Annotated in this window: 20 protein-coding genes; 1 reads left to right on the top strand and 19 read right to left on the bottom strand. The window is 37.9% G+C overall.

Going from position 1 to position 19,414, the window contains the following annotated elements; translation table 11 throughout:
- Positions 1-184 precede the first annotated feature (184 nt).
- The 8 genes from QUF94_RS13435 to QUF94_RS13400 all read right to left on the bottom strand — a co-directional run bounded on the left by QUF94_RS13435 (position 185) and on the right by QUF94_RS13400 (position 6,588).
- Positions 185-655 (bottom strand): DUF2690 domain-containing protein, encoded by a 471-nt coding sequence (locus QUF94_RS13435; RefSeq protein WP_289316302.1) that lies wholly within the window; start codon positions 653-655, stop codon positions 185-187.
- Between the two features lie 1,301 nt (positions 656-1,956).
- Positions 1,957-2,442: a peptidoglycan-binding domain-containing protein gene (locus QUF94_RS13430; protein WP_289316301.1), complete on the bottom strand. Its 486-nt coding sequence runs from the start codon at positions 2,440-2,442 to the stop codon at positions 1,957-1,959.
- A 407-nt stretch (positions 2,443-2,849) separates the two neighbouring features.
- Positions 2,850-3,278 carry a DoxX family protein gene (locus tag QUF94_RS13425; RefSeq protein ID WP_289316300.1) on the bottom strand — a complete coding sequence of 143 codons (429 nt, stop codon included), beginning with the start codon at positions 3,276-3,278 and terminating at the stop codon, positions 2,850-2,852.
- A 70-nt stretch (positions 3,279-3,348) separates the two neighbouring features.
- Positions 3,349-4,203, bottom strand: a complete 855-nt coding sequence (locus tag QUF94_RS13420) for a M56 family metallopeptidase (protein ID WP_289316299.1) — start codon at positions 4,201-4,203, stop codon at positions 3,349-3,351.
- Entirely contained in the window at positions 4,203-4,619 is a 417-nt protein-coding gene (locus tag QUF94_RS13415) for a BlaI/MecI/CopY family transcriptional regulator (RefSeq protein WP_289316298.1), read from the bottom strand. The genes QUF94_RS13420 and QUF94_RS13415 overlap by 1 nt, the downstream gene beginning before the upstream one ends.
- Before the next feature lie 293 nt (positions 4,620-4,912).
- The gene (locus QUF94_RS13410; protein WP_289316297.1) at positions 4,913-5,581 is read right to left on the bottom strand and encodes an NAD(P)H-binding protein; all 669 of its coding nucleotides are present in this window, start codon (positions 5,579-5,581) and stop codon (positions 4,913-4,915) included.
- 65 nt (positions 5,582-5,646) lie between these two features.
- On the bottom strand, positions 5,647-6,216 hold the full coding sequence (locus QUF94_RS13405) for a histidine phosphatase family protein (RefSeq protein WP_289318371.1): 570 nt from the start codon (positions 6,214-6,216) through the stop codon (positions 5,647-5,649).
- Positions 6,217-6,243: 27 nt separating this feature from the next.
- Positions 6,244-6,588, bottom strand: a complete 345-nt coding sequence (locus QUF94_RS13400; RefSeq protein ID WP_289316296.1) for an avidin-fold protein — start codon at positions 6,586-6,588, stop codon at positions 6,244-6,246.
- 242 nt (positions 6,589-6,830) lie between these two features.
- Here QUF94_RS13400 and QUF94_RS13395 point away from each other — a divergent pair, with 242 nt between their 5' ends.
- Positions 6,831-7,352, top strand: coding sequence for a DUF2179 domain-containing protein (locus QUF94_RS13395; RefSeq protein ID WP_289316295.1), 522 nt, complete (start codon positions 6,831-6,833; stop codon positions 7,350-7,352).
- 480 nt (positions 7,353-7,832) lie between these two features.
- Here the strand turns inward: QUF94_RS13395 and QUF94_RS13390 are convergent, their stop codons facing one another.
- The 11 genes from QUF94_RS13390 to QUF94_RS13340 form a co-directional block, all read right to left on the bottom strand.
- The gene (locus QUF94_RS13390; protein WP_289316294.1) at positions 7,833-8,129 is read right to left on the bottom strand and encodes an HNH endonuclease; all 297 of its coding nucleotides are present in this window, start codon (positions 8,127-8,129) and stop codon (positions 7,833-7,835) included.
- 15 nt (positions 8,130-8,144) lie between these two features.
- Positions 8,145-8,555 carry a cytosolic protein gene (locus QUF94_RS13385; protein WP_289316293.1) on the bottom strand — a complete coding sequence of 137 codons (411 nt, stop codon included), beginning with the start codon at positions 8,553-8,555 and terminating at the stop codon, positions 8,145-8,147.
- Positions 8,556-8,617: 62 nt separating this feature from the next.
- Entirely contained in the window at positions 8,618-9,373 is a 756-nt protein-coding gene (locus QUF94_RS13380) for an exodeoxyribonuclease III (RefSeq protein WP_289316292.1), read from the bottom strand.
- 75 nt (positions 9,374-9,448) lie between these two features.
- Complete coding sequence (gene cls, locus QUF94_RS13375; RefSeq protein WP_289316291.1) at positions 9,449-10,954, bottom strand: cardiolipin synthase; 1,506 nt, start codon at positions 10,952-10,954, stop codon at positions 9,449-9,451.
- 127 nt (positions 10,955-11,081) lie between these two features.
- Positions 11,082-12,518: a glycogen synthase GlgA gene (glgA, locus tag QUF94_RS13370; protein WP_289316290.1), complete on the bottom strand. Its 1,437-nt coding sequence runs from the start codon at positions 12,516-12,518 to the stop codon at positions 11,082-11,084.
- Between the two features lie 16 nt (positions 12,519-12,534).
- Entirely contained in the window at positions 12,535-13,641 is a 1,107-nt protein-coding gene (glgD, locus tag QUF94_RS13365; protein ID WP_289316289.1) for a glucose-1-phosphate adenylyltransferase subunit GlgD, read from the bottom strand.
- 18 nt (positions 13,642-13,659) lie between these two features.
- Complete coding sequence (locus QUF94_RS13360) at positions 13,660-14,826, bottom strand: glucose-1-phosphate adenylyltransferase (protein ID WP_289316288.1); 1,167 nt, start codon at positions 14,824-14,826, stop codon at positions 13,660-13,662.
- A complete protein-coding gene (gene glgB / locus QUF94_RS13355; protein WP_289318370.1) occupies positions 14,826-16,754 on the bottom strand; it encodes a 1,4-alpha-glucan branching protein GlgB in 1,929 nt (642 codons plus the stop codon). The genes QUF94_RS13360 and glgB overlap by 1 nt, the downstream gene beginning before the upstream one ends.
- Before the next feature lie 258 nt (positions 16,755-17,012).
- Positions 17,013-18,026: a glycoside hydrolase family 15 protein gene (locus tag QUF94_RS13350; RefSeq protein WP_289316287.1), complete on the bottom strand. Its 1,014-nt coding sequence runs from the start codon at positions 18,024-18,026 to the stop codon at positions 17,013-17,015.
- 319 nt (positions 18,027-18,345) lie between these two features.
- Positions 18,346-18,672: an AzlD domain-containing protein gene (locus QUF94_RS13345; RefSeq protein WP_289316286.1), complete on the bottom strand. Its 327-nt coding sequence runs from the start codon at positions 18,670-18,672 to the stop codon at positions 18,346-18,348.
- The gene (locus tag QUF94_RS13340) at positions 18,663-19,403 is read right to left on the bottom strand and encodes an AzlC family ABC transporter permease (RefSeq protein WP_289316285.1); all 741 of its coding nucleotides are present in this window, start codon (positions 19,401-19,403) and stop codon (positions 18,663-18,665) included. Before QUF94_RS13340 ends, QUF94_RS13345 begins: the two co-directional genes overlap by 10 nt.
- Positions 19,404-19,414: the final 11 nt, after the last annotated feature.

Below are 19,414 nucleotides of genomic sequence, written 5' to 3'. Positions count from 1 at the left end.
TAACCCTGTATTCGTTAAAAATTGGAGAAATCCTTCTTCAATAAAATGGGCTTTAAATGCAAAAGAGCACTACCCTTATTCAAGGATAGCGCCCGATTATGCAACAAGACAAAATATATATGGATTATCAGAGTAATAATTTCTAAATCTCATTTTACTGATGGACGCAAAATTTCTTCGCAGATTAATACCAAGTAGTTTTTGCTGTGCCACCTCCAGCAGCTCCAAAGGCGTAAGCCTTATACCCAACACCATTATACACTTGTGCGCTATGACAGGAGGTTTGACCACGATTTATCCTCCCGTTACCACCACTACTAGCACAAGAATAAGATGTTCTTTTAGTACCGCTACTAGTATAACTATACACCGTTGCATTCCCAAAGGCATCTATCGGAGCAGCATTAGTAAGCTTCATATAAGCCCAAGATGTTTGACACTTATAACTCCATTTTAGGTATACAGTTCCAAGATAATAACCGTTGGAGTCAATGATATGTTTTGAAGCTTTGGTGACTCCACCACTTGAACAACCTGTTGTAATAGGATTTGTACCATCATAAGATAGGGCAAATGCTTTTTCAGCTGGTGAAACCGCAAATATCAGACCAAAGACAAAAGTAAATATCATCCCAATATTTAATAATTTTTTCATTATAACAGCTCCCCTTTTCCCTAAACTTTACCATGTAAAAATTTGTATTGCGATGAACTAAGGGACTATTTTACATTTAAAAAACGACCATTTTTTAGACAGCAACTAAGCAAAAAAGCTACTAAAGTATTAATTTTCTTAAAATAAATTAAAAAAGAAATCAAATGAGTACTATACAAATCTAGTTAACATAATGAGGTATTATCGGTATTAAAATTCAATTGAAGATCCTTTTTGCTGCTTGTTCCATTAAAGCGCCCTTTAATGGAAGATCGTTCTTGAATATCCAAGCTGCACAGATATTCAAGTATTTCACCCGTTCACTTTAAGTACATTACATCTCATAATAATTTTGTTTGGCTTTTAATTGTTTCACTAACCGACTGAATCAACCTTTAGGTTGAATCAAGGTTTTTTTGCAGATATTATTCTTCTATGTAATTTACCAAGTGAGGGGACAAAAGCCTTACCTTTTTGGAAATCCCCTTTGCTTTTGTATCAGTCATAGAAGCTGGTCCAACGGTCCATAACACACCTCCACTAAAAAAATTTATAAACCATATGTTCAATAAAAAGATCGGAAGGTGGATGATGTTGAGTTTGTTGGAAAATTAACTGGACGGTAGAAAAATAGACAGGAGACGGGTACAAGTTCATTAAGCTGTGACGATCAACTCTTTTTATTATGGCACAATGGGGTTGGGGAGTTTTCAATAAGAGCAGGAACGCTTGGTCTTTGAATTAGAAAGCCGAACTTTAACGTGTAACCTATTATTCTTTTGGTAAGGAATGTTTTTAACAGGAACATAACTTTTATACAAATTCGGGACCAAAATCACGACAAATAATATGATTAATTGAAAAATCATATCCACCAACTATGTTTCAATTTATCACATCACACAATACCTAAAGGGGTATGTTGTCAAGCTAGTTAATCATACATACGGTTGACTGCGATGTAGATACATCAGTTCCTCCTAGTATATATTTTTCTATATTTTAGGAAGCACATAAAGAATATTCAACTCAGTTGAAATTTAATCCTCGGGGTGCTTTAGCATCAGCCTCTCTCTTTTACCTACAAACGCAGAAAACACATATTTCTAATGAATAAAGCCGATGATTCCTACTTAGGAATCATCGGCTTTTTACAATTAACCTGAAACGAATAGAAAGGAAGGATTTAATAGAATTATACTCCCTGCTCCTTCTCTGACACTTGAGCGCTTAGTAAACCATTTTTACAAGGCTGTTCAATTGTTTAACCTCATTTAACTTATCAGGGCATTACTGTGTTATTAATTCGCATACAAGCGATATTGGTCGCTTAATGTATCTCCATTACCGTAAATATAGGCTTTAGAGCCGGATGTATAGGAAGAATTGTCGTACTTCCATTTGATTCTGAGACCCATGTTTCCGCCTGCTCCATATGTTTCATTGCCAGTCTTCTTAATGTATTGTGAGAAGCTATCCCACGTCCGAGGGCCAACCACACCATCCACTTTCAGGTTGTTTTCTTTTTGATATTTCTTTACACCCGCTTCGGTTTTCGGCCCAAAAATCCCATCAACATCAACCACTGCTGAATCCGTATAAAAACCCATGACATTCAGGATATACTGCATATTTCTGACCTCTACCCCATGAGTGTCCTTCCGCAAAATAGAGTTTTTATCCCAGCTTTCTGGGTGGTGAAAACCTCCAGCAGATGCTGAAGCGGTGGAAAAAGAAATCCCCAGGGCCATTGCTAATACTACCATACCAGTAAGTAATTTCTTCATAGCGCCATCTCCCTCTTTTTTTGTGCATCTAAACCATTTTATTTCCCCTCAGATTGTATATTCCCCTTCCGACCATTGTCCTGTTTTGTTCTGCTAAAAAGCAGTGTCACCAGAAGGACCACAGAATAGGACAAGGTAGTTATTGGACAAATATGAGAATGTAGAACCTTTTACAAAGAGAAAAACACAATAGCCCAATTTTGAAATTCCAAACCATTAAACCCTGACTCGATTTTCTTTAGCGATTATTTGTATCCAATAGTAGAAAATCAAAGGTTCTGGTGCATTTCAACAGAATATCGCTCCATCAAAAAAAGGACCTAATCGATTAGGTCCTTTTTGACTTTAGTCTATTCGTTTCAATTTGGTGAGCTATAAACTTAACACTGTGATAATGTTTATTTTTATTAACTTGCTATCGTTTCTGAATCTTGTCCTCTTTTAAGATTTGGTAACTTAGAGTCTATAGATAGGAATCTACTTCCATTTAATACCAGGTGAAGTGCAATTATCATAAGAATGAGATCTAATTCGAAACCTGTACCTTCTCCATTCCCCATAAAACCTGATGGAAATTTCACATAAACAATTGCACCAGCCATAATGATTATAAGGAGGGCAGAAATTATCCTTGTTCCAAGACCTAAAATTAAAGCAATTCCTCCAACCAATTCAATTGTACCAACTACATAAGCCATAAACCCGGGAATGCCTATACTTTGAAACCATCCTGAAGTGTTTTCCAATCCACCTTGGAATTTTGACAGACCATGCAACAAAAATGTAACTCCCAATATTACTCTTAATAAAAAGGTACCGATTTCCTGTTTATTCATGACACATCTCCTTTTATTTTATTTCACACTACAAAGTGTAGTGTAATGGTGTAAAAAAATCAAGTGAAAGTCATCCGACAATCACTATAGTCATTCCCAATAGTATAATCAAAACATATATAGAAACAAAAATCGTGGTAGTATCAGCCCTCAAAGGAATTGTTTTATGGGGATCGACTAATTGCTGAAGTCTATAGTTAACCGATTCATTCGAGAAGTGGACAAGGACAGGAGAGGATTTATCAGAGCAACAATGTTTAATTAACTTCAACAAAGCAGCACTTATGCCTAATTCAGTCCCCATTTTATTAATCGCATATTCATCGGCTAATAATTCACTTATTATTTTGTAATTTTTATAACACCATTTTGTCAGTGGGATAAACCATAACGCATGTGAAATCAACTGTAAAATGAAGATTACCAGCGGATCGTATTGTTTTTGGTGAAAGGCCTCATGCTCTACTACCGCTTCTAGCTCATCAAAGTCCAATAATCGAATTAAACCAGTACTGATAACAATGAATGGTCGCCTGAAACCAAGTGTAAACGCAAGAGGTTGATCAGCATTCACAACTAAGATATCTTTGTTGACCCGTTTGAATGCTTCATTTATAGACCTTGTCTTTTCAACATTTTTGTAGATAAAAAGCTTTTGTTTAAACCTTCTGGATAAGAGATATTGCTCTGCAATTTTGAATAGGGTGCTCAAAATACTATAGGCTATTACAATATTGAGCAGTGTGATGACCACAAAGTAGTATACTGAACCTTCCCTGAATAGACTAAAGCAAAATTTAAAAAAGTTGGCTTTAATATTGACTCCAAAAAAGATGTGTGCCAAAAAAGCTCCCATTTGGCTCCATACTAAACAGGCAATTAGAAGACTCAGGCTTATCACAAAATAAGACTTTTTCCTCCACATTATAATTTATCCTTTTTTAATGATTGAATCTTTTGTTCCAATTTTTCAATTAAACCTTGGTCAGCGTCTTTCATGGCATCTAGCATATGGCTAATTACAGCCCCGCCAAATTCATCCAGCAAATTCTCAGTAAGTTTCTTTGACTGCTCTTCTAAAAACTCCGCTTTAGACTGAACGGGGCGAAATAATGAAAGCCTTCCTTCAGACCGCTTTTCAAGAATGCCTTTTTCAACCAGTCGATTCATGACTGTCATTACCGTATTAAAGTTAATAGGCTTATCAAGCTCCAAGGACTGTTGAACCGCTTTAATACTCTGTTCATTTTCATCCCATAAATATTCCATGATATTAGCTTCCAAAGGACCAAAGAAACGATTCAGTCCAACTTCATCATATTTAAAATTTTTAATATTCATTTTTTACCCTCCCACTACGAATTGTAGTGGAAATCCTTGTTAGAATCAAGTTTCAACCGGAAGATTAGATCTAGTATATTCGAAATTCCTACTGGGTCGGCACAACCGAAATTGTCCCCCCTTCTTGAATCTATACCTGCCAACCTTTATCATTAGCTTCAATTGCTTTTCCAGCATCAATAGTTTCATAAAAACAGATCCCTTTTCTTCTTAAACGGGCATGAATTCTCCATAAAAATTGGCTTTTATTTTAAAAAAACGAGCCTTTTGAGGCTCGTTTCACTAATTAATAATTAACTCTTTGTTGCAAGTTTCTCTATTTCATCAGAATTATAAAAATGATATCCTCGTGCCGTCGTTTGGGCCGCAGCATACATTGCAGCAGCTACTTTGTTTGCTTCTATGGCACGATATGGACGTAATGGGCCCACAAAGAGAAATTTAGCAAAGGAACTTAGCATACCAGAAATCTTTTCACCTGCCCTAAATTCCTTTCGTTCTCCAAGAAGTAAGGATGGGCGAAATATATGGACAGAATTCAATTCTAGGTGTTGTAGTGTTCCTTCCACATCGCCCTTAACACGACTGTAGAAAAACTTTGATTTGGAATCGGCTCCCATGGCTGTTATAACGAGTAATTTTTCAACACCGGACGCTTTCGCCATTTTAGCTGCCTCGATTACATAATCATAATCGACTTTACGAAAAGCTTCCTTCGATTTTGCATTCTTGATCGTTGTACCTAAACAAATGAAAACATCGGTGACGTTGAACAAATCGGCACACTTGGATAAATTTTCAAAATCCACAACATGTCCTGTGCACTTGGGTTCCGTGATTTTCATTTCCCTTCTTGTCAGCAAGTGGATTTCCTTATAAATTTTGCTGTTGCTTATCTCTTTAACCAACTGGGTACCAACCACACCTGTAGCCCCTAAAATCAATGCCGTCTTATTAGTCATGATTTCCTTCTTTCCTTCATTAGTTCCTGAATATCATCCAGACCCATTTTTTGACGCTAAACAAACTAAGTTAAATGATTCACTTGATTGAAATCATCTATTATCCAGGAATCGACATCAAATCTAATCGTACTCAAACATGCATTGAACAAACGCATTTCGTTGGAAACGATAGACTCGTTTGACATCAACCGTAAAATGAAATGAATGACAGCGCCATGTGCAACAAGTATAACTTTCTTTTCGGGATACTCCTTTTGAATTTCCTGGAGCCCATTCATCAGCCTGTATTGTAAAGAATCCTGATTTTCCTGACCCGGATATACTTTATCCTTGAATGCTGCTTTCCTTTCAGCCGCTGTCATTCCTTCAGCGACACCAAAATTCTTTTCTATGAATTCCATTTTTTCGATAACCGGGACTTCAATATAATGGGAAATGATATCAGCCGTTTCCCTTGCCCTTTTTAGAGGGCTTGAAATAATTACATCCCAATCCTCTTTTGACAAAAATTCACCACATTGCCGTGCCTGTATCTTTCCTAGTTCATTTAAAGGGATATCAGTCTGCCCCTGAAGTTTTCCCAGTGCATTCCAATCTGTTTGACCATGCCGCACTAAACAAATAGTAGTAATTGTCCTCAAACCCCTCTATGTAGATTGTTATTTTATCTCTTCTTCTATGATGGAGTGTCCTTCACTCTGCTCGAGATCTGACCATTTCCACTTTTCATGCAAGCGTATCCTTCCATCAGGCAGCATTTCAGGGGTGGAAAGACAACTACCTCCTCTAATTTCACCTTTTTCATTGATATGATTATACCTGAATTCCAGAGATCCATCCATATTTACAAGCCCTATTAAAGTTCCCTTAACAACCTCTCCGCCCTGATAACTTGCTGAAAGAATTGAACCTTCTTGTGAATAGTGGAAGGATGTACTTCCTGATACTTCTCCATTTTCAGAATTGACTTTAGCTCTGAATATCCGTCCATCATAATTAATCATGATCATTCCCCCATATTAAATTGATAAGGATAATGATACCAAATTAATAAAAAAAAGAATATTTAAAAATCTTATAAAAACATAATTCGTCCTCAATGTAAATGCCACAAAAAATACATAATATTTCCCATTGAATTCTTCTATTATTTTGTGGTTAGATAATGGAAGATGTTACATATGGTATGAACATTCCCAGAGGTGAAACATCTAAATTAACTTGAAGATATTGGTGAGGTGCTCATTTGAAAGAAATACTTCTGATTCTACTATTACAACTTATTTATGTTCCGATTTACACGCTGCGAACCATTTTCTTAGTAAAAAATATTACCATACTTGCCTCGATTCTGGGTATCGCAGAAATGTTAGTATACGTTTTTGGTTTATCCCTTGTATTTGGCGGTGACCAAAGTATACTCGCCATGGTTGTATATGCAGTCGGTTTTGGAATCGGAATAATTTTTGGTACGAAAATTGAGCAAAAACTCGCCATCGGTTTTATAAATGTAACCGTTAATACCCAAACCAAAAATGAACCCTTAGTTGATACATTGAGGAATAATGGATTTGGTGTCACTCTTTATACGGGCGAGGGCAGGGATAGCAACCGTTATCGAATGGAAATATTGACAAAACGCAACCGGGAACAAGAATTGATAGCAACCGTTGAAAAGTTTGAGCCTAAGGCTTTCATCATTTCATATGAACCACGTTATTTTAAAGGTGGATTTTTACTGGACCGGTTGAAAAATAAAGCAAGCTGAATATATGCAAAAGCCCATCTATTAAAGATGGACTCAGACTGTAGACAATCTCGAAGAAAAGCGAGTTTATCTACAGTTTTTTCTTTATAATCGTTACAGTTGTTTTCAGAAATCCGCTCCCTTTCCTCCGACTGTCTGCCAAGCCTCCTCGCCGCAAGCGTCTTTGGTGTCTCGGCCAGCCACTTATTCGGCAGGAGTCTTGCAAATTTCTTCAATCCAGTGAGGGTTTCGCCTATATAAAACAGTAAAAAAGTATAACCAAATCTTGTTTTAAAATTATGGTTATAATTCACTTTAGTTGACCACTATGCTTTCGAAACATCAAACTATTCACCGAGACAAATTGAAATTATCGCTTTATACCACCTTGTGTCCCCGTCACCTGGAGAAATGTATTCAGAAGTAGGGCACCCAAGTATTGATCCCTCGATATTAATAAAACTCTCATTTAACCTTTTGTCGACAAACAGAGCCCATCTATTAAAGATGGGCTTTTGCATTATTTGGTTTTTGATTTTTTAATCTTAACTGCCCTAGTAACCGGTTGTTTTTAATCCACTTTACGTATTTTTTTAATGCTTCATCATCTTTCAGCAAAACTACGTTATATAGGCGGATCGCCAGCTCTCGGTTTGAATACAATGCGTGAATCTGTTTATGACATGGTTTACAGAGATAGGCAATTGGTAAAAGGCTTCCTCCTAACTCTCTAGGAGTTAAATGATGGATGGTCAGTTCAATCTCACCCCTGTCACAAAGCTCACAAGTACCTTTCATCTCTTCACTCGAGCGTTAAGGCTTTACGGATTTTCCTTCTTCAACAATATGAAACATCAAATGGGCAAGATGATGGATTGGTCCATACTCTTCATTGTCATCATCTTCCACTTCTTCTCCTTCAACTTCCACTTCATCCATGCCTTGTAAATAAAGTGCCATGAACTCATAAAAATCATTTTTAGTAAAGGAGTAACAATCACTTGGATCCTGGTTATCTTCTTCATACTGTAAAACAAGATGAGATAAATCACCCTCATCATCTTCTGCATCAAAAAAAACGAAATAACCGATATTTGTATCCAGTTCAAATAACCTGCGAAAACCGCGTGATGTTGTTTTTTCAAACTCAGCAGCCGTCAATTTTTGCACTTGCATGCTGTCTACATTATCTTCTTGATGAAAGCCCACGATAAATGTGTTCATAGTCTACCTCCTATTGAATATGGATAACCATTAGTATCCCCATTTACCCGGATTTATTCGATTTAGAGGGTAGTTTCCAAGACAACCGGGCAATGATCACTTCCCATGACATCGCAGTGAATGTTAGCCTCAATTAAAGAATCCGTCAGCCGTTTTGAAACAATGAAATAATCGATTCTCCAACCGATATTTCGCTCCCTTACTTTTGCCATATATGACCACCAAGTGTAGGCACCTTCCTGGTTAGGATAAAAATGGCGAAATGTATCGATAAACCCTGCATCAAGTAATTCAGTCATCTTTCCACGTTCTTCATTAGTGAATCCGGAATTCCCAATATTAGGTTTCGGGTTTTTCAAGTCGATTTCCTGATGTGCAACATTGAGGTCCCCACAGAAAATAACCGGCTTAACCAAATCCAGTTCTTTAAGATAATCAATCATCCCATCTTCCCACTCGAGACGGTAATCAAGCCTTGATAAATCCCTTTTGGCATTGGGTGTATATACATTCACCATATAGAAATTCTCGAATTCCAATGTTATGATTCTGCCTTCGGGCTCCTCGTCCATCTCCCCAACACCATATTTCACTGAAAGCGGTTTTTCCTTTGTGAATATGGCTGTACCTGAATATCCTTTTTTCAATGCATAATTCCAATATTGATGGTACCCTTCCAATTCAAGTGAAATTTGCCCTTCTTGAAGCTTAGTTTCTTGAAGGCAAAAAATATCTGCATCCACATCTTTAAAGTAATCTAAAAATCCTTTTTTAACACAAGCTCTAATTCCATTCACATTCCAGGAAACCAATTTCATATTCGCTTAAATTCTCCTTATGGCCAACTAATTTCATTACATTTCCACTATACTATTTATCTGCTTTTTTTCCCATTAGAGTATATTCGAAAACAATCTGGCAAATGATTCTTTTGAACGTTCCAGTAAGCCACGATTGTTATAACTAATTAGATCTAGTTTGTCACTATCGATCATATCCTCTTTATAATGAGTGACAAGATCATCAATGGAACTGCTGCCCATAAGAAAGACATTCACTTCGAAATTCAGATGAAAACTCCTCATATCCATGTTTGCCGTCCCTATGGAAGCCATATCACCATCTACGATAATAATTTTCTGATGTAAAAAACCCTTTTTATACGTGTATACCTCTACACCGAATTGAAGCAGCTCCCCGAAGTAGGAGCGGCTGCCATATTGGGTTAAAAACCCATCATTTACTGCGGGTACCATAACCCTAACTTGTATCCCCTTAATGGCGGCATGTTTAATTGCTGCTTTAATCGCTTGATTAGGTACGAAGTATGGACTCGCTATCCAAATTGATTCAGTGGCGCTAGTGATAAGCGAATAGTAAAAATCACTCATGATTCCCTGTTGTGTATCAGGTCCGCTCGCAACTACCTGGACAGCTCCATCCCCTTGTTTAACATTATTTTTGAATACCGGACGTTTCTGCAATACATCTTCCCCACTTACATATTCCCAATCCAAAAGGAAAACAGTATGAAGCATATATACTGCTTCACCTTTTAGGACCATGTGTGTATCTCTCCAAAATCCAATGTTTTTGTTTCGTCCTAAATATTCCTCACCTACGTTTAAACCGCCTACAAAGCCAATTTCCCCATCAATGATGATGATTTTTCGATGATTCCTAAAATTAAACTTTTGATTGAAAAAACCGTGTTTCAGAGGCGAAAACGGATATGCTTTTATCCCTGCATTTTTCATCCTCTTTACTTCATTATTTGAAAGGCTTAAACTACCGGCGGCATCAAAAATGAATAAAACTTCCACACCATCTTTTGCTTTTTCAATTAGGATATCTATTATTTCCGTCCCCAGCCTGTCTGAACGAAAAATATAATATTCAATATGGATGAATTTTTCAGCCTTTTTTAACTGTTTGATGATTTCTGTAAACGTTTCGTTCCCATTTTTCAATACTTCCGTTTGCGAAGATGTACTTATAGTGGTCTCAGAAGCATTTTTGGCAAAAGCTGCGAATGATTGCTGATGATTATTCAAGAACGTTAAATCTGGCGATGATACATGAGTGACAAGACTCTTCCATTCTTCCCGATCTTTTTTTCTTTTACTTCTAAACAAATACCCCTTTAAATAGAGCTGTCCTGAAAATAGATAAAACACATATCCAAATACAGGGAAAAACAAAAGCACGTATATCCATAAAAGGGTCTCGTGAGCAAATCTATTTTCCAGCATGAGTGAAAACATGGTAACAAACACAACAAAAATATATAATCCAATAAAAAATAGCTTCACGTTGAAGCTGACATGAGTGAACAGGATCATATAAACCGCAGCCATTAAAATAAATAAAAATACAATTTCCATTCTTCTTCTTCTCATCTTTTCATTCTCCTACACAGCAATATTTTATATATATCTAAACATATACCCATATTTGATGGTAAAAGAAACAAAACACTTACGAAGACTCTTTTCGCAAGTGTTTTGTGTATTTCCTATCCAATTATCACTTCATGACAGGAATCAGAGATTCATATAGCTGCATATACTTTAAGGAAGATGAAGTCCAACTGAAGTCTAACTTCATTGCGTTTTCGACCAGATTCCTCCATCTTTTCGGCTGGAATTTGTACAGCCCAACAGATTGTTCAATTGCATGAAGCATATCGTGAGCATTATAATTCGTAAAACTGAAGCCATTCCCCTCACCAGTAAATTGATTATACGGAATGACCGTATCACGAAGTCCGCCTGTCTCCCTCACTAACGGCAGAGTACCATAACGAAGCGCTAATAGTTGGCCAATACCACATGGTTCGAATTGGGAAGGCATCAGAAATAAATCAGAACCTGCATAAATGCGCCTTGCTAAACCCTCATCAAAATATGTATTTACTGAAACCTGATTTGGATATTGGTCAGCTAAATGGTGAAATGCAGATTCATATTGCTCATCACCCGTACCTAAAAGGATGAATTGAATCCCTTGATTCATCATTTCATGAAATACATGGAGAATAAGGTCGATTCCTTTTTGATCAACAAGTCTGGTCACCATTGATATAACAGGGACTCCATCATTGACCGGAAGATTCAGCGATTCCTGTAACTGACGTTTATTCTCCATCTTACCCTCATAGGAGTCAAATGGAACAGGAAGATGTTCATCTTCCTCAGGATTATATTCCTCATAATCGACACCATTGACAATCCCTTTAAGGTCACCATTCCTTTTCCTTAAAAACCCATCCAGATTTTCCCCAAAATAGGGACTTTGAATTTCTTCCGCATAACTTGGGCTGACAGTTGTGACTATGTTAGAGAAAGCTAAGCCAGCTTTCAAATAACTGACATTCCCATGGAATTCAAGACCATCGATATTAAAATATAACTCACTCAAATCCAGTAATTCTGCTAAAACAGCTTTAGGATAAACTCCTTGATAGCGTAAATTATGTATGGTAAATATCGTTTTAATATCCTGATAGAAAGGATGGTTATGATAATGAGCTTTCAGCAAAACACTGACAAGGCCAGTTTGCCAATCGTGACAGTGTATGACATCCGGCTTTTCTTCTAAATAGGGTAAAGCCTCTAATACTGCACGGGAAAAGAAGGCGAATCTTTCGCCATCATCAAAAAAACCATAACTCCCATGCCTTTTGAAATAATATTCATTATCCAGGAAATAATATGTAATTCCATCAGCAACAAGTTTTTCGATACCACAAAATTGCTGGCGCCAACCGACAGGGACCTCGATACTCGTCATATGTTTCATTTCTTTTTTGAAGCGGTTTGGCAGATCCCCGTATTTAGGAAGGATTACACTTACATGGACACCCTGTTTTTTTAGCGCTTTCGGGAGCGCGCCTATAACGTCTCCGAGCCCTCCCGTTTTTATAAAGGGGGCGCATTCTGAAGCAGCAAATACAACGTTCATTGCCGCACCTCCTCTATTAAATTACTTCCGCTTTTTTTATTACAGTCGGCTGTTTTAAACCAATTACGGATTTTTCACTAGTAATCTTCACTTCTTTATCGGTAATGATATTTTCTACGATAGCGCCTTCTTCGATCACGCCTTTTTGCATGATGATGCTATTTTTTATAATCGCGCCCTTTTTAACCTTTACCCCACGGAAGAGAATACTGTTTTCAACAGTCCCTTCAATAACACAACCGTTGGCTATCAATGAATTCGTAACCTTCGAAGAACTTGAATATTTGGTCGGTGCCTCATGTTTGATTTTTGTATAAACATCCCAAGTATCCCCGAAGAAAGAACGGATGACCGAAGGGTTCAGGAAATTCATATTACTGGAATGGAAACTTTCAATGGAATGGATGAACGGCATATCTCCAGTAAAATTGTAGCCTTTGACGGTAAAACGATGAAGATTGGCTTTCACAGCATCTTTCAAAAAGTCATATTCTCCACTGGCAACACAGCTTTTGATCAAGTTCACCAAAAGGGTTTTACTTATGATGAAGGTTTCTAGACAAACATGGTCACCAGGTCTAGGGATTGTGTAGAAGCTAATGTCAGTGATGTCTTCATCCGAATCTACTGAGCAGGTGTGATAGATTGGTTTTTCAATCAGTTCCCCTTCATAATCCTTGTATACGACCGTGATATCCGCTTTATGTTTTTTATGATAATCAAGCACTTCATTAAAATCCAATTTGCATACATGGCATCCAGGGGAAATGATGACAGTATCTGCCTCTGCACGTTCGAAAAAGCTGAGGTGATCGTAGAATTGCTTCATATCGCCTGTTACCGTTTCATCCGGATGGATAGGGGGCAAGATGTATAATCCTCCTGAACGCCGATCCAAGTTCCATTCTTTACCTGATCCAAGATGATCCATAACCGAGAGATATTTTTCCTTTGGAAAAACGGCCACTTTCGATACATCCGCATTTATGAAGTTAGACATCGTAAAGTCAATCAAACGGTAGCGCCCGCCAAATGGCACCGATGCTACATTACGGTGAGCAGTCAGATCTTTTAAATGTTGTTTTTCATTGATTAAGTTAATAATACCCAACACGTTTTCCATAGCATCTTCCCCTTTTTCCTAGTTCAGAGTGATCTTTTTTTTGTTTGGATTGATAATGGTCTGATTTTCGCCAATTAATGTAATATCGGATGTAACCGCTGAATTGCCAACTACGGCACCATCTTCTATTACGCAATTGCTGGCTATGATGCTTCTTTCTATATGAACGTTTTCACCAATAGTGACATTAGGCATGATGACTGAATCTTTTATGGTTGACCCATAGCCCACCTGAACATTATAGGATAAAACAGAATGTTCAATGTTCCCATGTATCATGCACCCTTCATTGATAAGCGACTGACTGACCTCGGCATCTGACGATATATATTGCGGAGGGTGATTCGCATTGCGGGCAAAGATTTTCCATTGTTGATCATCCAACTGGAAATTTGGCGTTTCCTCCAATAAATCCATATGGGCCTGCCAAAGGCTTTCCACCGTTCCAACATCTTTCCAATAATCATTAAAACGATAGGCATATAGCTTTTTTCGGTCTTCAAGCATCTTTGGAATGATGTTGCTACCGAAATCATTAGAAGAATTTGCATCTTTTTCATCGTTTATTAAATACCGTCTTAGGGTCTTCCAGTTGAAAAGGTAAACGCCCATGGATGCAAGATTACTCTTTGGATACTTTGGTTTTTCGTCGAATTGGGTGACTTTATCATCATCATTGGTATTCATGATTCCAAAACGGCTTGCTTCCTGCCATGGCACTTGAATGACGGCGATGGTTGCCTCTGCATTTTTTTCGACATGATAATCCAGCATCTTACTGTAATCCATCTTATAGATATGGTCACCTGAGAGAATCAGTACATGTTCCGGATCATAGTTATCAATGTATTGGATATTTTGATAAACAGCGTTTGCCGTCCCTTTATACCACTCACCGCCTTCTTTCCCTTGATAAGGGGGAAGAACGGATACTCCGCCAACATCCAGATCGAGATCCCAAGCTTTGCCATTACCAACATAATCATTTAGAATCAATGGCTGGTATTGGGTCAGTACCCCAACCGTATCAATACCAGAATGAGTGCAGTTACTTAATGGAAAATCGATGATTCTATATTTACCGCCAAAGGGAACAGCTGGTTTTGCCAAACCAATTGTCAATTCACCTAACCTTGAACCCTGGCCTCCTGCCAATAACATTGCTATCCATTTTTTCGCTCCCATTATTCGTTCACTCTCCCCCGTCTTTTTTTTGTTTGCTTCATATAAATTGAAATGCCTAATGGAGGTACAGTTATTTCCATGCTGAATGGTTGATTATGGTATGGTTCTTTTTTGACATTAATGGGTTCTTCATTGATCTGGCCAGATCCTCCAAAAGCTGTCGAATCACTGTTGAAGACCTCTATATATTTCCCATGGGATGGTACACCTATTTGATAATGAGCATGGGTCTGCGCAGAAAAATTACATACAACAATGCAATAATCGCCTTTACGTTTCCCTTTTCTCATAAAGGTAATGATACTCTGGGTACTATTGTTTGGATCTACCCATTCAAATCCCTCCTGGACATGATCTAGTCTCCATAGAGAGGAAGTTTCCCTGTAAAATTCCTGAAGGGTACGGAAGTAATATGCCAGCTTTTCGTGAGATTCATATTCCAAAAGCAGCCAATCCAATTGTTCTTCATCTTTCCATTCTATGAATTGGCCAAATTCACTGCCCATAAATAGAAGCTTCTTACCAGGATGCGCCATGAAATATCCAAGGAGTAAACGCAAATTTGCGAATTTCTGCCAATAGTCACCTGGCATCTTGTTCAATAAAGACTTCTTGCCATGAACTACTTCATCATGTGAAAAGGGCAAGACGAAATTTTCTGAAAAAGCATAGAAAAATGAAAATGTTAAGAGGCTATGGTGATTTGGCCTTTCTCCCGTTTCAAGTTTCATATAACGAAGGATATCGTTCGTCCATCCCATATTCCATTTGTAGTTAAAACCCAGGCCGCCTATATCGGTAGGAGAAGTTATAAGTGGCCGGTCTGTTGCTTCTTCAGCCATCATTAATGCATTGGGATATTTCTTGAAAACCACTTCATTAAGTTTTTGCAAAAATTGTATGGCTTCTAGATTCTCCTCGCCGCCAAACTGGTTTTTTAGCTTGACCGGCAAGGGATTATCATGATTTAAATAAACCATTGACGATACCGCATCAACACGGACTCCATCAATATGGTAAACATCCATCCAAAACATTACATTTGATATGAGGAAACTGATTACTTCCGGTTTGGTAAAATCAAAGTTGTACGTACCCCATAACGGTCGCTCTGCCCTAGCATGATCAATTGGTTCATAGAGAGGCGTACCGTCAAAACGGGAAAGTCCATGCGCGTCTTTACAAAAATGGGCGGGAACCCAGTCAAGGATTACCCCAATGCCCTTTTGGTGACAAAGGTTAATTAAATACTTAAAATCTTCCGGTGATCCGTAACGACTAGTTACTGAATAATATCCCGTGACCTGGTATCCCCATGATTTATCATATGGGTGTTCCATAATGGCCATGATTTCAATATGTGTAAAACTATTATCAATCACATAATCAACTAATCTATCAGCCAATTCACGGTACGAATAAAATTCGCCATTTTCTGTCTGTTTCCATGTTCCGGGGTGCACTTCATAAATGGACATGGGTTTATGATAAATATTTTCCTTTTTCCTATCGGCTATCCATTTCGAATCTTGCCATTCAAAATTATCAAGCCTTTTAATGACCGAGGCTGTTTTTGGTCTGACTTCCGAATAGAAGGCATATGGATCGGCTTTTAGGATACGTTTATTTCCAGGTGTATGTATTTCGTATTTATATATTTCCCCTTCTTGTAGTCCTGGTACGAACAACACCCAGATACCTGAACGCTCGATCCGCTTCATCGCATGTTCATTACCGTCCCAATTATTAAAATTACCGACTACTGAAACTTGCTTGGCATGGGGGGCCCAAACGGCGAAGCGTACTCCTTCATTACCTAATGATGTTACAATGTGTGCCCCAAGCATTTTATAACTTTCATAAAGGGTGCCTTCATGAAACAAATATAAATCGAAATCGCTTGGATAATTCTCTTGTAGCTGGTCCATAATTGTACTCAATAAAACCCCTCCATCAGTATTAACTCGATAGTATTTTACCTATCCTTCCCCAGTTATTATATATATTCGGTGAAAATGACATTAATCCTTCAAATGGAGGTGAAGTTATTGTAATAAATGCCCGTTTTTTTGCAAATTAAAACATTATTTTGAAAAAAATAACCATTTAATGTAAAAATATTATTATACCACTAAAAGCTCCCTCCATTTTATGGAAAGAGCTTTATGGTTTCTTGTATGAATGTTTCATGTTGCTTGTTCAGTTCGAACCATGTCAGTTTTCGTTAAGAATAAATAGGATAAAGAGACGGACCATGCAAGTGGAGTATTCCTATTTGGAATATCACTGCCTCCTATATATAGCTCAGGTACTTCCCAATTTTCCGGAATGATCATTTTCGTTTTATTTATATATTCCTTTACTTTGTTCATCATGCCAAGTTCAAGATAGCATAGGCCCAACCATGGAAGCCCGAAACACCATTCCGCTTCTTGACCGTCATTATAATAAAGGTCCCTTTCATATCGTATACAGCCTTTTGTTCGTTCAAGGCGCTCTGTGACATTTTTCAATATTTTAAGGGCTACTTCACGATCTACCAGTCGATAAGGATAAATTAAGGATAAAAGGGCTAAATCCGTCTCTTTTGTATAACTTTCCCTTGGAAGCAGGAAACGGAGGGTTTCTTCTCCCTTTTTAATCAGTTCCTCTTTAACGTTGACCAGCATCTTGACTGAATTCAAACCAGCAATACATGCACCGATGCTTGAAGCGTGAATTTCGATATTTTCTTCCCACATCCCGTTATCTTCCGACTGCCAATATTGCAGGCATTCCAAGTAATTGACCAACTTTTGAACGATTTGTAAATCACGTTGATTTCTTATCACCTTTTTCCCATGCCTGTATCCTTCACCGACACCCCATAAGAAGGAACCGATCGCATCATTTTGGGCGTGCCCCCACTCATCGGGCAGTTCCCTAAGCTCAGTGGAATACCGTGCATGGATATGTTCAAAAAGAAACTGGGGTTTCTGTTCTGTATGAATATCTATCTTCCACTCATAGGATTGAAATAAGTCGAATAGAGCATGATATGCTTTCTCGTAACGATTGGATGGATCATTTATAAAAGGCAATACTGTATAAACGACATCCCTTATCCAGACATAATTATAATCATCGGAAATGCTTGCAGTATATGCGCCATTAGGAAGCCGCATGCGATCTAGAACCTCTAGGGCACCATTTACATTCATCAATGAACACCTCCATAGTTATTTGCTTATTCCCATTGTTGACAAACTCCCACTTTCTAAACGTTGGTTCATACATTTTCTATTAGAAGCGCTTTCATTCCAGTTAACCAAAACAACATTTCAGAAGTTCATTCACCCTAGTTTATGTAATCACTGCCGGTTTTGATAATCAAGCTTCCAATGTTCATTAAAAAGCGTTATTTGCCTAACGGAAATGAACGAATTCAAAAAGTTGCTGGTTATTCTTGTGAAATAAAAAACCAGTAATGGCAATCCATTACTGGTTATATCGGCCTATCACATAAAAGTTTAGTATTCATTAAAAGAAAAATCGTAATATCATCAAGGAAAGCACTCCAATCATAACCGTACCCAATAGACTTCTCGTAAAAATGGCAACCAGGAAAGCTGGTAAAGCTGCGGCCAAATTCAATGCATTATCCCTAATTGAAAAGACTTGTTCCGATAATAGAAGTTCTTGAGCCAATAACGCCGCCATTACGGCCACTGGAACATGCTTTAGCCAGTCGATGCCCCACTCAGGAATCTGCATTTTACTAAGCAGCATCAAGGGTACGACTCGAGGTATGAAAGTTACAATCGAAGTCCCTAAGATTACTATAAGGATATATCCGCTTATTTCCATCTGCCAATCACCATCCCTATCGTTGAAGCTACAATCGTTGCAACTATTACTCCAGTACTGCCAGGAAATAAGAAACTTACTGCAACAACGATTAATATGCTGCTAAAAGCCACTGCAAGATCTATAAAAAAGTCCTTTTTACTTACTATTTGCAAAACTAAAAGGCCGATGAACATCGCTGGCAGAGCGAAGTCCATCCCATATTTTTCGGGATTTGGAATCCATTGTCCAAAGAAACCACCGGCCATATTTGCAATGAACCAATTTAAATAGGCTGCAAGATTCAGACCAAGCATCCATTTAAAATCGAGTTGTTTCTTTTTCTGTGCTGTTGTGACGGCCACTCCAAACGTTTCATCAGTTAACAAGGCCCCGGTTATCAGGTTTTGTTTAAAACTTTGATGTCTGAAATATGGAGTCAATGCCGCACTAAGTAATAAATGGCGACTGTTAACAAAAAAAATCGTAAAAATAATGGCCGATACTGGATGACTTGCAGCTATCATCCCTGCCGCTATGAATTGTCCAGACCCAGCATAGAGTAAAAGCGACATTAGTGCCACTTCCATCATACTTAATCCTGACGTTTTTTCGACGACCCCTGCAGCAAAACCGATACTTAGGTACCCCAATAATGTAGGAATACAATCCTTTACCCCTTGCCAAAAGCCTTCCCCATCAATGACTTCGGAAATGCCATCGCTTTTCCATTCAGCACGATCCTGACTCATATGAATTCCAC

The organism is Peribacillus sp. NJ4 (assembly GCF_030348345.1).
In the GTDB taxonomy this organism is placed as follows: domain Bacteria; phylum Bacillota; class Bacilli; order Bacillales; family DSM-1321; genus Peribacillus.
The sequence above is the reverse complement of the archived record's forward strand: the minus strand, read 5'-3'. Positions and strand labels throughout refer to the sequence as shown.

Excerpts from the sequence above, each read along its gene's own strand:
- QUF94_RS13430 (WP_289316301.1), bottom strand. The coding sequence starts at position 2,442 with ATGAAGAAATTACTTACTGGTATGGTAGTATTAGCAATGGCCCTGGGG.
- glgD (WP_289316289.1), bottom strand. The coding sequence starts at position 13,641 with ATGGAAAACGTGTTGGGTATTATTAACTTAATCAATGAAAAACAACAT.
- QUF94_RS13400 (WP_289316296.1), bottom strand. The coding sequence starts at position 6,588 with ATGATTAATTATGATGGACGGATATTCAGAGCTAAAGTCAATTCTGAA.
- QUF94_RS13360 (WP_289316288.1), bottom strand. The coding sequence starts at position 14,826 with ATGGGAGCGAAAAAATGGATAGCAATGTTATTGGCAGGAGGCCAGGGT.
- QUF94_RS13410 (WP_289316297.1), bottom strand. The coding sequence starts at position 5,581 with ATGACTAATAAGACGGCATTGATTTTAGGGGCTACAGGTGTGGTTGGT.
- QUF94_RS13350 (WP_289316287.1), bottom strand. The coding sequence starts at position 18,026 with ATGAATGTAAATGGTGCCCTAGAGGTTCTAGATCGCATGCGGCTTCCT.
- QUF94_RS13340 (WP_289316285.1), bottom strand. The coding sequence starts at position 19,403 with ATGAGTCAGGATCGTGCTGAATGGAAAAGCGATGGCATTTCCGAAGTC.
- QUF94_RS13435 (WP_289316302.1), bottom strand. The coding sequence starts at position 655 with ATGAAAAAATTATTAAATATTGGGATGATATTTACTTTTGTCTTTGGT.
- QUF94_RS13385 (WP_289316293.1), bottom strand. The coding sequence starts at position 8,555 with ATGAACACATTTATCGTGGGCTTTCATCAAGAAGATAATGTAGACAGC.
- cls (WP_289316291.1), bottom strand. The coding sequence starts at position 10,954 with ATGAGAAGAAGAAGAATGGAAATTGTATTTTTATTTATTTTAATGGCT.
- glgB (WP_289318370.1), bottom strand. The coding sequence starts at position 16,754 with ATGGACCAGCTACAAGAGAATTATCCAAGCGATTTCGATTTATATTTG.
- glgA (WP_289316290.1), bottom strand. The coding sequence starts at position 12,518 with ATGAACGTTGTATTTGCTGCTTCAGAATGCGCCCCCTTTATAAAAACG.
- QUF94_RS13345 (WP_289316286.1), bottom strand. The coding sequence starts at position 18,672 with ATGGAAATAAGCGGATATATCCTTATAGTAATCTTAGGGACTTCGATT.
- QUF94_RS13390 (WP_289316294.1), bottom strand. The coding sequence starts at position 8,129 with ATGAAAGGTACTTGTGAGCTTTGTGACAGGGGTGAGATTGAACTGACC.
- QUF94_RS13425 (WP_289316300.1), bottom strand. The coding sequence starts at position 3,278 with ATGAATAAACAGGAAATCGGTACCTTTTTATTAAGAGTAATATTGGGA.
- QUF94_RS13420 (WP_289316299.1), bottom strand. The coding sequence starts at position 4,203 with ATGTGGAGGAAAAAGTCTTATTTTGTGATAAGCCTGAGTCTTCTAATT.
- QUF94_RS13415 (WP_289316298.1), bottom strand. The coding sequence starts at position 4,619 with ATGAATATTAAAAATTTTAAATATGATGAAGTTGGACTGAATCGTTTC.
- QUF94_RS13380 (WP_289316292.1), bottom strand. The coding sequence starts at position 9,373 with ATGAAATTGGTTTCCTGGAATGTGAATGGAATTAGAGCTTGTGTTAAA.